Origin of the sequence: uncultured Marivirga sp. (genome assembly GCF_963974845.1) — a bacterium.
GTDB classification, from domain to species: Bacteria; Bacteroidota; Bacteroidia; order Cytophagales; family Cyclobacteriaceae; genus Marivirga; species Marivirga harenae.
The window spans coordinates 189,424-202,147 of sequence record NZ_CAXBEQ010000006.1 but is presented as its reverse complement, the minus strand read 5'-3'; the positions used below and the strand labels follow the sequence as shown (position 1 = coordinate 202,147).

The following is a 12,724-nucleotide window of genomic DNA, read 5'->3' as shown; positions in this document are numbered from 1 at the left end:
AAAATCTTTTAAAATGAACCAAAGAACCAACACATGGCCAGAAACAAAAAAAGCTGAGCTTTAAAAACCCAGCTTTTTTTTCATGATGGAAAAAACCTTATTTACCCAAAAATGAACTTAACATCCAGTGATGCTTTTCCATATCTTGGATAAAAGTGTTTAACATATCTTCAGTACCTACATCTCCTATATCAATAGCTGCATTCATTGCATCTGTTAAAAAGGATAATAATATCTGATAGTCATTTAAAATTTCTTGAACCATTTCCTCCGCAGGTAAATCGGATGGAGACTCTTTAATATTTGAATGCTCTATGTAATCACTTAAGTTACTGAGAGGCGTATGTCCAAACACCCTAATTCTCTCTGCTATTTCATCAATACTTTCTTTGGCTATATCATACCTTTCCTCAAATTGTTCATGCAAATCAAAGAAATCCGCGCCTTTCACATTCCAATGAAAGTTTCGTAATTTTTGATAATGCATGTGATAATTTGCAAGCAATGCATTCATCACTTCTACCAATTTGTCAGTTTCTGACTTGTCGAAACCTAATTTTCTATATCTTTTATCAACTGTTGTACTCATAAAAATTATTTTTTTAACTTGTATTAAACGTGGTTAACATTTTAATATCAAACCAGTTATCAATTTTTATAATTGACTGACTCCTTCAATTGATCGATAGTTTCTTTTCCTTTAGATGAAACACTATCAATCTCCTTATTTAATGTCGATTTCAGTTCATCAATTTTTTTCATTGAATCTTTATATGATTTATCGACATTCTTTTTTAATTTCTTTCTGGTTTTATCACCTTTTTCTGGCGCATAAAGAAGACCTGCTACTGCTCCTGTTAACAATCCTAAACTAAATCCTGTCAAAATTTTTACTCCGTTATTCATAGCGATTATAATTTTATGTTTATTGATTAATTTCTATCTATATTAACCTGCAGATCAAAAAAATGTTACATATATTGACATTTTTCCTCGATAAATGTTAATATTGTTGACAAATGACAAAAATAGCAAACAATATAAAATATCTCAGGACCCAAAAGGGCTTGAGTCAAACAGCAATGGCTGAGGCTGTTGGACTGAAAAGAGGTAATATTGCTTCGTATGAAAAAGAACTTGCACAGCCAAGTATAGAAAACTTGGTCAAAATTGCAGATTTCTTTGGAATAGATATCCACCAGATCGTAAATGAAGATTTACAATTTTCTCCTAAAAAAATCCCGTCCGAAAAAAGTCCATTTAAAATTTTTGAAGAAAGGTTTCCTATACAAGGATTAAAAGACAGAGTGAATGCTCTTAAAGGGAATCATAATCCAGATGAAAAAATCAAAAAACTGAAAGATCAAAACAAGGATATCCACAAAGTGGTTGAAGGGTTTAGGGCATTTCATAAGATGAGGGTGGAATCTAGTACTGATGCTGAAGAGTTGAATAAAAAGTTGTCAGGTGACTATGAGAACTTATTAGATATTCTGTTGACTGTATTAAGAAGCAACACTGATTTAATTAAAATTCTAGACAAAAACCATGAATAATTTAACAAAAATCGCATTCCTACTACCATTATTTTTCTCTTGCAATTTGACATTTGCACAAAATTACGATCAGGATGTTCAATCTGTTGATGCTATAATGTCTGCTTTAACAGCCGTGATTTCTGGACCTGCTGAGGAAGAAAGAGATTGGGAAAGATTTAAATATCTGTTTTCTGCTGATGCGAAATTAATCCCAACTCAAAAATCAGAAACTGGCGAAGTCAGCTACAATTATTGGACTCCAGAGGAGTATGTTAAAATGTACCAAACGAACAGGGGTGGAACAGCTTTCTATGAACAGGAACTTTTCAGAATCACTGAATCTTTCGGTAATATTGCACACTGTTTTAGCACCTATGCAGTACGCACCTCAGAAGATGGCCCAATTGAGAGAAGAGGGATTAATAGTATTCAATTATTGAAAGGAGAGGACAGATGGTACATAATGTCGGTCTTTTGGAGCAATGAATCTGCTGATAAAAAACTTCCGAAAAAGTACTTAAAAAAGAACTGATTACTTATTAAACACCTGCACTTCAACAAATTTCAGGATTGCATCGGAAAGATTTGAAATCGATTCAGGACCTCCTCCAAACCTTGATACTCTTTTATTGATACCATTGCGATTATATGTAAATTTTTGTGTTGGTAGGTTTTGCACTTTAGATTGATAATTATCATTCAAAGTTGCCCAGTCAGCAGTTTCAATAATTCCAAGTAATGCTTCAAATTGCTCATCAGTAAGGGTTTGTTTATGTCTTCCATTCAATGCTGTGTTTTCTTCCCCTATAAATATCAAGGTTTTATCTCCATATAGAGACAATTCAAATGCGGGACATGAAGTTTGACAAGGTGCAGAATTTAAACTAAAGATTTCCTCTACATTTTTAGAGCTTAGACTTTTACTATTAGAACATGATACTAATGAAAAAACAATTATTGCTGCTGCTATTGATCTTGTTATCTTTAACATAGTTGGTTTAATTTATACTTGAACCTATTGTTTATACAGAAATGAACTCATTTAGTTACAATCCAAAATCTGCCTTGTTTTCAAATTCCAATAATTCTTCAGTTTTGGGGTGCTTAAATTGAATGTATCCAGCATGCAACATAAGCCTTTCATCTTTTTTACCATAAAGTGTATCTCCAACTATGGGCGCATCTAGTCCTTGAGGATGCGCTGCGTGAACCCTAAGTTGATGTGTTCTTCCCGTTATTGGAAAAAATACAACTTCACATCTATTTTCAGTCTGTTTGATTAATTTCCATTGAGTCAGTGCTTTCCTACCTGCTTCAAAATCTACCTTCTGCATGGGACGATTATCCTCATCCACCGCTAAGGGTAAACTGATTTCTCCTTCTTGCTTTGACAATGCTCCCTCCAAAACAGCAGAATATCTCTTTTGGATAGTTTTATCCATAAATTGCTTTTGCAAATACTTATGGCTTTCTAAATCTTTGCTGATTAACATGATCCCTGAAGTCATTTTATCTAAACGGTGAGCTAACAATGGACCAGAGGCTTTGGGATACTTTTTTTGCATTCTGATCAGTACGGAATCCTTGATCTCTTTGGAAGGAATACTTAGCAAGCCAGCAGGCTTTACAATCACCACAATCTGTTTGTCTTCATACAAAGTTTCGACTACTTTATCTTCCGCAGTGTACAGCAAAAGGGGATCTTGTTCTAGCTGCAGGCCTGTGAGCATATGTCCTAAAACAGGTTTGCATTTTCCACTGCAAGCAGGATAAAATCTTCCCTCTTTCCGTAATTCAGATTTAGGAGCGTTCCCCCACCAAAATTCGCCCATTGCCAAAGGTTTATAATGATTTTCAAAAGCGTATTGTAATAATTTGGGTAATGCACAATCGCCAGCACCGGATGGAGGATAGCCAAATTCTTCAAATACTTCTTCTAAACCCTTCCTATTTCCCTTGACATTTAAAAATTGATATTGATCGAAAATCTGCTTTTGAAGTTGAGTTGATTTCTTTTTCCTTTCCTTTTTTAATTGTTGAATTTGAGATTCATATGTCGCTACTTTTGATTGGATCGTTGCTATTTTTTTCTTCCACTTCTTAAGAAGCTTTTTGTAGTCATAATCTTCGTTTCTACTTTCTTTTCGTAGCTTCTCGTCCAGCTTATCAAAGGCATTTGGACTCAATTCAATCATTCCCTCTTCCCTCTTTTCCTTTCTAATTGCCTTCAACTTTTGCTTTTTTTCCTGCTCCAATTTTAATTCGACATTTGATCTCTTACTCTGTAATTTGAGCTGATCCATTAAGTGGATGAAGTTTGGATCTTCTTCGAGCAACTTAATTTTGTTATTGATGCTATCTAATTCTTGTTCCCCTTTTTTATAGAAGCCCTCAATTTCCAATCTGTTATAAATTGGTGGCACAAAGTTGATGGGAGGTGTCCCTTGATAGTCTTGCCCTGAAAAGGAACATAAATACCCTAATTCTCCCTTCTGGTTTTTGACTACTAAAACACCGTACATTTTGCCACTTATTTCATTGCGTATTTTAGCAGACTTCAAGACTTCTTGTAGCTCATTTGCGGCAAGTTCCGTAAGTGGATGGGGTTCATAAGAAAATGGGAAAGTGAATCTCTTAGGCAAAGTAAAATTAGAAATGTCAGAATTGAAGTTTATGAAGTGAGTGTCCTGCATAGGTTGGGAAATATGAAATGCCTGAGGCTGTAATTATTTAGAGAAACAAAATTAAGTAAATATAAGCTTAGCTCAATACTATAATTCGATTATCAGAATCAAATTAAGTGATATAAATCATCATATTTTATAATTAAACTCACTAACCTCTATCAAGACATAACGTTCTCATTATTAGAACTTAAACTTACAATTATGAAAAATAAAAGAATTGTTATCACAGGGGGAAGTGGCGCTATTGGAAAGGCGCTAGCAAAAGAATTATTAGCTAAAGGAGCCATGGTACTCATTACTGATCTAAAGGATACAGATTTAGAAAAAACGAAAGAGGAATTAGCTTCTGAAAAGCTTTTTATTTACAAAGCAGACGTTAGCCAAGAAAACGAGGTATTAAAATATGTACAATACGCAGTGGAAAAAATGGGAGGTATCGATATTTTCTACAATAATGCAGGAGTCGAAGGTAAAGTAGCTCCCTTGGATGAATATCCTTTAGAAGTATTTGATCAAGTACTGAACGTAAATATAAAGGGTGTTTTTTATGGATTGAGACATGTTTTTCCAGTGATGAAAAATAATAAAGAGGGTGGTAGTATTGTAATTACTTCCTCCGTTGCTGGCTTGATGGGAACCCCAAATGTTTTACCTTATGTAACCAGCAAACATGCTGTGATTGGAATGATGAAATCCGCTGCTTTGGAAGGAGCTCCTCATAAAATCCGAGTAAATACTGTAAACCCATCACCTGTTGACAACAGAATGATGCGCTCTTTGGAAGAAGGCTTTGCGCCAGGTGCAGGAGCAGAAGCCAAAAAAGGATTTGAACAAAGTATCCCATTGCAACGCTATGCAACCAATGAAGACGTAGCAAAACTAATGTTATTTTTAGGAAGTGATGAGAGTAGCTTTATCACAGGAACAGTAAATCCTGTTGATGGTGGCATGACGGCCTAATCTTGGAAAGCTATTCTTACATTACTAAGAATAGCCTCCTTATTTACCCAACCATCTTTTAAAGTCAGCACATTTTTCAGTGCTCACAATGCATTCTTTCTCACATGCAGGAACCAAATCAATTTTTATTCTACTACGGGAATAAGTGTTCATTTTCGTAATTGAATTTATGCCAATCAAAAATGTTCTATTTACGCGAAAAAATTCCATTGGATCTAGTACCGCTTCTATTTGATCCATCGTTTCATCCGTCACATATTTATGACCATCTTGATTCACTAAAAATACCATCTTATTGTCCGCATAAAAATATGCAGTATCTTCTGTTCTGATGGATTTTATTTGGCTTCCATAGGTCAGCAAAAACCTTTGCTTGTGTGCTGCTTGATTTGTTCTGAATGCAGTAATAAGTTTTTCGATATCATTGCTGCTACCATTGGCTGAAATGTTCATTAATTTATCCAAAGCGGCTCTTAAATCGCTTTGTGCAATGGGTTTCAGTAAATAATCAATACTGTTCACCTTAAATGCTTTCAGTGCATATTCATCATAAGCAGTAGTGAAAATGATTGGAGCTGTAATTTCTACTTGATCAAAAATATTAAAACTACTTCCATCGGATAAATGAATATCTAGAAAAACTAAGTCTACTTGAACTTCATTTTGAAAGAACTCAACCGCCTCTTCAATGCTTCCCATCAGTTTAATTATTTTTAAGCTAGGTTGTATTTTAGACAACATAGACTCCAGCTTCTGAGCAGCTAATTTCTCATCTTCAATTATTACAGCATTCATTTCTTCATTCTTAATTTTCTACTCCATTTTGTAATTAAAGGGGTGATCAATATTGTTGGTAACAACCAATAAACAAATGTTGGGATTTCCAACGGAATTTTAGGTCCATTCACGGCTAAAAATGCAGTTGAAGCGGCAATAAATCCGCCTGACATTCTTGAAATATGAGCTTTAAGCCAAAATTGCGAAGATTTAATTCTACCAGTATAATTTAATAAATCTACTCGCACACTTCCGAAACCAACGAAAGCGAACACTATTGGGACAATACCAAATGAATTTTGTTGATCTTTCAACAGTGTTACTCCGAGAAAAACAAAAGCAATACTCATGAAAAACATACCCCCAGAAAGCACCCAATCTAAGATTTTTGGATTCTGTGTTTTTCCTAGCAGCTTGAGGTAAATGTACCGATTACCAGTCCCAACCAAATAAATGGTAAATACACCCACCACGAATAGAAAATAGTTCGTTTTGATGCTTGCCATAGTCAATGCTATGATGGATGAAAGTATCATTCCGACCACAAACACTTTGCCTACTATTCGGTGAGTTTTACCTCCCTTCTTCATAAGCATATTGAGTAAGCCACTTATCAGACCAGTAAATCCTGCGATAATGTGAATTATTAAAAGGGTTTGATATGTATTCTCCATTCTTATAAGGATTTAGTTCTATTTAATTGCTACTGTATCTGTGGTTCTAAAAACTGCAAGGTTTCATTGCCGAAAAAGTGCTTAGCCTATTTGCCTTTCAAGGGTCTACACTTAATGTTTGAAGCTTAATCTCCGCAATGAATTGCCCATTTTCCTGATAAAATTTCGGTGCCTCACCATTTAGTAGTTTAAACCTTTGCTCGATATTATATAGCCCCGTTTTGGTTGATGTATAGTCCTCTTTTCTTTCTTGCAAATTGTTAATTACCAACAATCTTCCGTCTACTATTTCAACTTTAATTTTAAGTGGGTTTCTCTGATTGATAGTATTATGCTTGATGCAATTCTCAACCAGGTTCTGAAGAATCAATGGTGGGATAAACAAATCATTTTTTTCATCTTGAATGCTTTTTTCAAAATGTAAATGGTCATCAAAGCGAATTTTTTGTAAAAAAATATAAGAATCCACAAAATCCAGCTCCTGTCTGAGAGGCACAAAGCTTTTGTCTCTTACCTCCAAAACATAACGATAAATTTTAGAAAATTCCTGAACAAATAATTCTGCCTTTTCAGGGTTAACTGAAATCAAGGAAGACAGCGTATTTAAACTGTTGAAAAGAAAATGTGGATTGACTTGGTTCTTCAAGCTTTCATACTGTAACCGAGCTTCTACTTTTTTCAACCTTTCACTTTCTAAAAGTGCATCTTTCCAGAGCTGGAAATAGCAGATGGTTTCATAAATGATTGAAATTATGATGGTAATTCCCAAGCCTAATGCGATATTATAAAAATGATATTGTTTGCTATAAGGCACAAATCCTAAAAAATGCAACATGAGTACCAAGAAGCTAGCTATTCCGATGGTATATAGAAATGACCAGCCAACTTGAGTGAATATCCTCTTTTTGGTGTCTTTTAGCGCTGGAAATTTGATTCTTACCCAGCTCACGATATGATAATTGCCTTCCCAATAGGCAAAAGTAAAGGCTAAGGTGATAAAAAAAACAGTCAAAAAAGGGCCTTTAGGATTAGTAACTGTCAAAACAGTTGCTAACCCGAGCATCATTAAATATCGATCGTATGGCTCCTTTATTATCATTTTCAACCTTAATTAATGGCTTTATAAATTGTATTTCCTGCTTCTACACCCATTGTAAAAATGAATAAACCTAACACCAACACAATGAGAATCTTAAAAATTGTTGCTTCTAATTTGCTGAGATTATTCCATTTCTTTCTCATGATTTCTTCTAAATTTTGAAGTTTTGACAATTTGTAATTTGATTATTGTTTAAAAATCTGACTTCAGTATTACTTTATTGTATAACTTTTCCAAAGTTGATAATTGACAGATTTCCAACTATTTAAAATAATCCTTCATCTTTCACTAGGTAAAACTTTGGAAAAGTTTTGTGTCCTGTTTAAAATGTCAACCTATATTGCGGGATAGGGTATATCCCTAATTGATTGTTTTTCACTATTTGTTCTGTTTCAGGATTGTAAGTTCTTCGGAAAAGGTTTTGGGTATTAAATACATTTTGAATATCCAAGGCCCATTCATGGGTTAATTTTTTACTGTTCATCCTAAAACTTATTTTAAAATCCGTTCTGAAATAGTCCGGATTTTTTACTGAATATGCATTTTTACTATCTAATACCATTTCTTTAGCTAGTCTCGAAGCTTCCAAATCTATTGGCGTTACATATTGTCCTCCAGCATAGGTACTTTTAAGATCTATGGCCAAAACTCTGTTCTTAGAACCTAATTCAAATTCTCTTCCTAATAGACCATTCAGCACGTATTGGCTATTAAAGGCAGTATTTCGCCATTTACCGTCACTGCCCTGATATTTTGATTCAAAGATGGAAGCCGTGGCAAGGAAATAATAATTATTGCTAAAGCTTTTTTCCATTGTCAATTCGAAACCATAATTTGTGCCGATACCTGTATTAACCAAGCTATCGACATTCGGAACGCCAAAATCAGCTCCTGCATTGAGCATTGAGAAAGAGCTACTTCTCCTTTCCACTGCAACATCGTATAAGTGTTGGTAGTATACCTCTGTGCTTAACTTGAAATCTCTCGTAAATAGATGATTAAACCCAGCTACAAAATGATGTGATTTTGTAAAATCCAGATTTTCATTCGTTCTGATTTTTCCATTTCCAGCTTGTTGAGTTTCTAAGAAATAGATGGGCATTACTTGAAGCTGACTATGCAATCCATAACCAAACTTCAAGCTGTTTTGCTTATTAAGCTGATAGTTTACCCCTAGTCGTGGTTCTATTTGTTGTGAGCCATTGAAGGCGAAATACTGGTAATGTAAGCCAGCCGTAGCATCCAGTTTTTCAGTTATCCTATATTGCCATTGAAAGAAGCCCTGCGCCAAGCCTGAAACTCCTTGTTCATCTCGTAAATTTCTAAAATCATCAGTTGAAGCTCTATAAATACTGTCCTGCAAGTTGAATGAATAAACATCATAATTAAAACCAGTGACATAATTATGCTTGGCATTGACTTTCTGATGAAAATGGTATTGCGCCCGATATTTAGTCAATCCATAATTGCTCCTGTAGAATGGCTGAGGAATTCGGTTTTCAGTGCTTAAGGAATCTACTATATTACCGGTAAAGGTATAGTCCGCTGAAAGAGTGAAAATGCCATAAGTGTCATTATTGTAATATTGAGTATTGGAAAGCCCTATCACCCCCATTTTGGCTGAATTATAGATGTTTTGAGAGATATCAGAATACAAATCTGTTTCGGTGGTGTCTGTTTCTGTCCCTACTAAATCTATATTGCTTTTGCCACCAATGGCGAATAGGCTGAACTTTCCTAGCTTTTTAGTAGGCACGTCTATTTTAGCTGAAAAATCTTGATAATAAGGCACTGCATTTCCCGTGCCAGGAGATAATCCAACTTCATCCATCAACGCTAAAGTTGAGTACCTGTAGTTCAGTAAATAAGAAGCACCCCCTTCCGTGCCTATTGGACCTTCAGTACCTAGTTCAAACCCATTGAAGCCCACTTGAAAAATATGCTCCCTTTTAAAAGAATTCCCTTTCCTCATTTTCAAATCAAACACCCCTGCAGTAGCATTTCCATATTCGGATGGAAAGACACTAGTCATAAAATCACTCTTGGCCAAAAGGTTATTATTTAAAATACTTACGGGGCCACCGGTGGTGCCTAATGCTCCAAAATGGTTGGGATTAGGGATGTCAACTCCTTCTAATCTCCATAAAACACCACTGGGAGAGTTTCCCCTGATGACAATATCATTTCTTGAATCATTGGCTCCACTAACTCCTGCAAAGTTTTGAGCCATTCTAGCAGGGTCATTTCTAGCCCCAGCATATCTGTTTGTTTCTTCCATATCAAATCCTCGGGCGCTGACCAATGCCAGATCGTTAGAAGCATTTTGTGGGTTCTGGTTGGCTTTAACAGTCACTTCCGATAATTCTTCAATATTCTCTTGTAATTCAATATTCAAGACTAATTCTTTGCCTGTATTAACTTGTAATTGATTAATTGCAATGGTTTCATATCCAATATAGGAAACCTCCAAGCTGACTCTACCAATTTCCACATCTTCTAATAAAAATTGTCCGTTTACATCAGCTGTCGCTCCTTTCAATGGGTCGCTGTTCACAATCTTGACGCTGGCCCCCGGTAAAGGTGATTGGGTCACTTTGTCTACGATTATACCTCTAACATTTTGCGTATACGTGACTTCCCTTTCTTTTTCTTGGGAAATTCCGATGGATACTGCCATCGATAGTAGAATTGTTATTACAAACTTTCTCATGGCTTGCATAATTTCTGTTGATTTATGAAGGCAAATAAAGGGTCAATCCGGTTTTCAAAATAATAAAACCTACCCAACGCGAAAAAATTAAGGATGAACTAGTAAAAATAGCAATTGAATTTTCATGTCATTACCCAGTCAATCAGGTAAATTAAAAGATTTCCCAATTGAGTTGACTAATCACCTAAAAAGTTTAGTATATATGTTTATTTTTGAAGCTTAATAAAATACCTAATGATTTTAGCCGCAAGCGTAGATATCCCGATCTTAAGTGACATTGTCATCATTTTAGGACTTTCAATTTTTGTAATTCTGCTTTTTAGAAAATTGAAGGTCCCACCTATTATCGGTTTCTTGATAACCGGTATAATTGCTGGCCCGTACGGTTTTCAGTTAATAGAGGCAACTGAAGGGGTAAAAGTCTTTGCCGAAATTGGAGTAATCCTTTTACTTTTCATCATTGGTATTGAATTCTCTATAAAGAGTTTAATTTCCATTAAAAGGGCTGTTTTCATCGGGGGTACGGTGCAAGTAGTCGGGACTATTTTACTAGTTATGCTGATTGCATTAAATACTAATTTTGATTTAAGTGCAGCTATTTTCCTAGGCTTTTTGTTTTCCTTAAGTAGTACTGCCATTGTATTGAAAATCATACAGGACAAAGGAGAAACCACTACGCCTCACGGAAAAACTATCCTAGCCATTCTGATCTTTCAAGACATCATAGTTGTACCCATGATGCTATTTACACCGCTATTGGCAGGAGAATCTCAAAATATATGGATGGAAATACTGATGATGGTACTAAAAGCTGCTCTACTAATTGCCTTTGTTCTCGTTAGTGCACGTTACATTGTCCCGTGGTTATTCTACCAAATTGCAAAAACGAGAAGTAAAGAGCTTTTCATTCTGGTGATTGTCTTAATATGTTTTTCAATAGCTTGGTTAAGTGCAGCACTAGGTCTTTCACTTGCTTTGGGTGCATTCTTGGCGGGATTGATTGTTTCTGAATCTGAATATAGCCACCAAGCAGCAAGCAATATTTTACCATTCCATGAGTTGTTTACTTCATTTTTCTTTGTCTCAATTGGGATGCTTTTGGATATTTTCTTCGTGGCAGACCACTTCATTATTATTGTGGGATTAATGGTAGCTACTGTTATTGGAAAATCATTAATTGCCACCTTAGCAGGAGCATTTCTAGGATACCCGGGCAGGACTTCCTATCGGATAGGTTTTTCAATATTTCAAGTAGGTGAATTTGCTTTTATTCTATCAACAGTTGGTATCACTTATGCCGTGATTTCAGACCTTACCTACCAATACTTTCTATCTGTATCATTGTTTACGATGGGCATTACTCCATTTATGATGAGTATTTCCCCGAAGCTCGCTGATAAATTGGCTTCTAGTAAGCTCGCTTCGAAAATAGGGAATAAAACACAGAGAATGTTTTTTTCCTTTCCTGACACTCCCGAGGAAATCAATGAAATACCAGAAGAACAACTGGATAAGCATATTGTGATTATAGGCTTTGGACTTAATGGACAAAATGTAGCTAAGGCCGCTAAAAGTGCGGGCATTCCATATGTTATATGTGAAATGAATCCCGATACCATCAAAAAATATAAAGCGCTGGGTGAACCTATCCATTATGGTGATGCAATTCAACCAGAGGTACTAAAAGGTTTGGGAGTATACAAAGCCAAAGTAGTGGTAATCGCTATTTCCGACCCGCTAGCTACTAAGCGGATTGTCACCCAAATACGGTCCATTAGTAATACTATCCATATTATTGTGAGAACCAGATTTATAACTGAAACAGAAGAAAATCTGCGATTAGGAGCAGATGAAGTCATTCCGGAAGAATTCGAAACTTCTGTGGAGATTTTTACAAGAGTATTAAATCAATACTTTATTCCGCAGAAGAAAATCAAAGAATTTGTGAGAAATGTACGGGCAGACAATTATGAAATGCTTAGAGGAGTTCTAAAAAGGTCACCGATGCAAAAATTAACTGAAGAATTTCCTAATTTAACAACAGCTTGCTATGAAATTGAAAAAGATCATAGTGAAATTACAGACAAACCGATTGCGGAAACTAACATTCGTCATAAATTTGGTGTTACAGTGATAGGTTTGAAAAGAGATGGGAACTTAACCACCCAAATTGGACCTGAAACTACTCCAAGAAAAGGAGATACAATTTTTGTATTTGGTAAACCCGAAGATTTGGAACAATTTTACGAAAAAATCAGCATTTGATAAGAATTAGTGAA

13 protein-coding genes are annotated in these 12,724 nt (G+C 35.3%); 4 read left to right on the top strand and 9 right to left on the bottom strand.

Annotated elements, in window-relative coordinates; genetic code table 11:
- Window positions 1-97 precede the first annotated feature (97 nt).
- Together AAC601_RS14525 and AAC601_RS14520 are read right to left on the bottom strand one after the other, a co-directional pair.
- Window positions 98-589, bottom strand: a complete 492-nt coding sequence (locus AAC601_RS14525; protein ID WP_303271569.1) for a DNA starvation/stationary phase protection protein — start codon at window positions 587-589, stop codon at window positions 98-100.
- A 59-nt stretch (window positions 590-648) separates the two neighbouring features.
- Window positions 649-906, bottom strand: coding sequence for a YtxH domain-containing protein (locus AAC601_RS14520; protein WP_303271568.1), 258 nt, complete (start codon window positions 904-906; stop codon window positions 649-651).
- A 113-nt stretch (window positions 907-1,019) separates the two neighbouring features.
- Between AAC601_RS14520 and AAC601_RS14515 the strand changes: the two genes are divergently transcribed.
- Window positions 1,020-1,556 carry a helix-turn-helix transcriptional regulator gene (locus tag AAC601_RS14515; RefSeq protein WP_303271567.1) on the top strand — a complete coding sequence of 179 codons (537 nt, stop codon included), beginning with the start codon at window positions 1,020-1,022 and terminating at the stop codon, window positions 1,554-1,556.
- Window positions 1,549-2,070: a hypothetical protein gene (locus AAC601_RS14510; protein WP_303271566.1), complete on the top strand. Its 522-nt coding sequence runs from the start codon at window positions 1,549-1,551 to the stop codon at window positions 2,068-2,070. The genes AAC601_RS14515 and AAC601_RS14510 overlap by 8 nt, the downstream gene beginning before the upstream one ends.
- Here the strand turns inward: AAC601_RS14510 and AAC601_RS14505 are convergent, their stop codons facing one another.
- Complete coding sequence (locus AAC601_RS14505; protein ID WP_303271565.1) at window positions 2,071-2,529, bottom strand: DUF6438 domain-containing protein; 459 nt, start codon at window positions 2,527-2,529, stop codon at window positions 2,071-2,073.
- A 55-nt stretch (window positions 2,530-2,584) separates the two neighbouring features.
- Window positions 2,585-4,231: a pseudouridine synthase gene (locus AAC601_RS14500; protein WP_303271564.1), complete on the bottom strand. Its 1,647-nt coding sequence runs from the start codon at window positions 4,229-4,231 to the stop codon at window positions 2,585-2,587.
- A gap of 195 nt (window positions 4,232-4,426) precedes the next feature.
- Between AAC601_RS14500 and AAC601_RS14495 the strand changes: the two genes are divergently transcribed.
- Entirely contained in the window at window positions 4,427-5,185 is a 759-nt protein-coding gene (locus tag AAC601_RS14495) for an SDR family NAD(P)-dependent oxidoreductase (RefSeq protein ID WP_303271563.1), read from the top strand.
- 39 nt (window positions 5,186-5,224) lie between these two features.
- On the opposite strand, the gene AAC601_RS14490 is transcribed toward AAC601_RS14495, so the two are convergent.
- From AAC601_RS14490 to AAC601_RS14470, 5 genes are all read right to left on the bottom strand, one after another.
- Window positions 5,225-5,980: a LytTR family DNA-binding domain-containing protein gene (locus AAC601_RS14490; protein ID WP_303271562.1), complete on the bottom strand. Its 756-nt coding sequence runs from the start codon at window positions 5,978-5,980 to the stop codon at window positions 5,225-5,227.
- Window positions 5,977-6,636, bottom strand: a complete 660-nt coding sequence (locus AAC601_RS14485) for a hypothetical protein (RefSeq protein WP_303271561.1) — start codon at window positions 6,634-6,636, stop codon at window positions 5,977-5,979. The genes AAC601_RS14490 and AAC601_RS14485 overlap by 4 nt, the downstream gene beginning before the upstream one ends.
- A gap of 97 nt (window positions 6,637-6,733) precedes the next feature.
- A complete protein-coding gene (locus AAC601_RS14480) occupies window positions 6,734-7,735 on the bottom strand; it encodes a histidine kinase (RefSeq protein ID WP_303271560.1) in 1,002 nt (333 codons plus the stop codon).
- 8 nt (window positions 7,736-7,743) lie between these two features.
- Window positions 7,744-7,878, bottom strand: coding sequence for a hypothetical protein (locus AAC601_RS14475; protein ID WP_303271559.1), 135 nt, complete (start codon window positions 7,876-7,878; stop codon window positions 7,744-7,746).
- 179 nt (window positions 7,879-8,057) lie between these two features.
- On the bottom strand, window positions 8,058-10,445 hold the full coding sequence (locus tag AAC601_RS14470) for a TonB-dependent receptor (RefSeq protein WP_303271558.1): 2,388 nt from the start codon (window positions 10,443-10,445) through the stop codon (window positions 8,058-8,060).
- A 234-nt stretch (window positions 10,446-10,679) separates the two neighbouring features.
- Between AAC601_RS14470 and AAC601_RS14465 the strand changes: the two genes are divergently transcribed.
- A complete protein-coding gene (locus AAC601_RS14465) occupies window positions 10,680-12,710 on the top strand; it encodes a cation:proton antiporter (RefSeq protein WP_303271557.1) in 2,031 nt (676 codons plus the stop codon).
- The last annotated feature ends 14 nt before the right edge of the window (window positions 12,711-12,724 follow it).

Coding starts and splice junctions, on each gene's coding strand:
- AAC601_RS14465 (WP_303271557.1), top strand. CDS start 10,680: ATGATTTTAGCCGCAAGCGTAGATATCCCGATCTTAAGTGACATTGTC.
- AAC601_RS14475 (WP_303271559.1), bottom strand. CDS start 7,878: ATGAGAAAGAAATGGAATAATCTCAGCAAATTAGAAGCAACAATTTTT.
- AAC601_RS14485 (WP_303271561.1), bottom strand. CDS start 6,636: ATGGAGAATACATATCAAACCCTTTTAATAATTCACATTATCGCAGGA.
- AAC601_RS14500 (WP_303271564.1), bottom strand. CDS start 4,231: ATGCAGGACACTCACTTCATAAACTTCAATTCTGACATTTCTAATTTT.
- AAC601_RS14515 (WP_303271567.1), top strand. CDS start 1,020: ATGACAAAAATAGCAAACAATATAAAATATCTCAGGACCCAAAAGGGC.
- AAC601_RS14495 (WP_303271563.1), top strand. CDS start 4,427: ATGAAAAATAAAAGAATTGTTATCACAGGGGGAAGTGGCGCTATTGGA.
- AAC601_RS14490 (WP_303271562.1), bottom strand. CDS start 5,980: ATGAATGCTGTAATAATTGAAGATGAGAAATTAGCTGCTCAGAAGCTG.
- AAC601_RS14480 (WP_303271560.1), bottom strand. CDS start 7,735: ATGATAATAAAGGAGCCATACGATCGATATTTAATGATGCTCGGGTTA.
- AAC601_RS14520 (WP_303271568.1), bottom strand. CDS start 906: ATGAATAACGGAGTAAAAATTTTGACAGGATTTAGTTTAGGATTGTTA.
- AAC601_RS14470 (WP_303271558.1), bottom strand. CDS start 10,445: ATGAGAAAGTTTGTAATAACAATTCTACTATCGATGGCAGTATCCATC.
- AAC601_RS14525 (WP_303271569.1), bottom strand. CDS start 589: ATGAGTACAACAGTTGATAAAAGATATAGAAAATTAGGTTTCGACAAG.
- AAC601_RS14505 (WP_303271565.1), bottom strand. CDS start 2,529: ATGTTAAAGATAACAAGATCAATAGCAGCAGCAATAATTGTTTTTTCA.
- AAC601_RS14510 (WP_303271566.1), top strand. CDS start 1,549: ATGAATAATTTAACAAAAATCGCATTCCTACTACCATTATTTTTCTCT.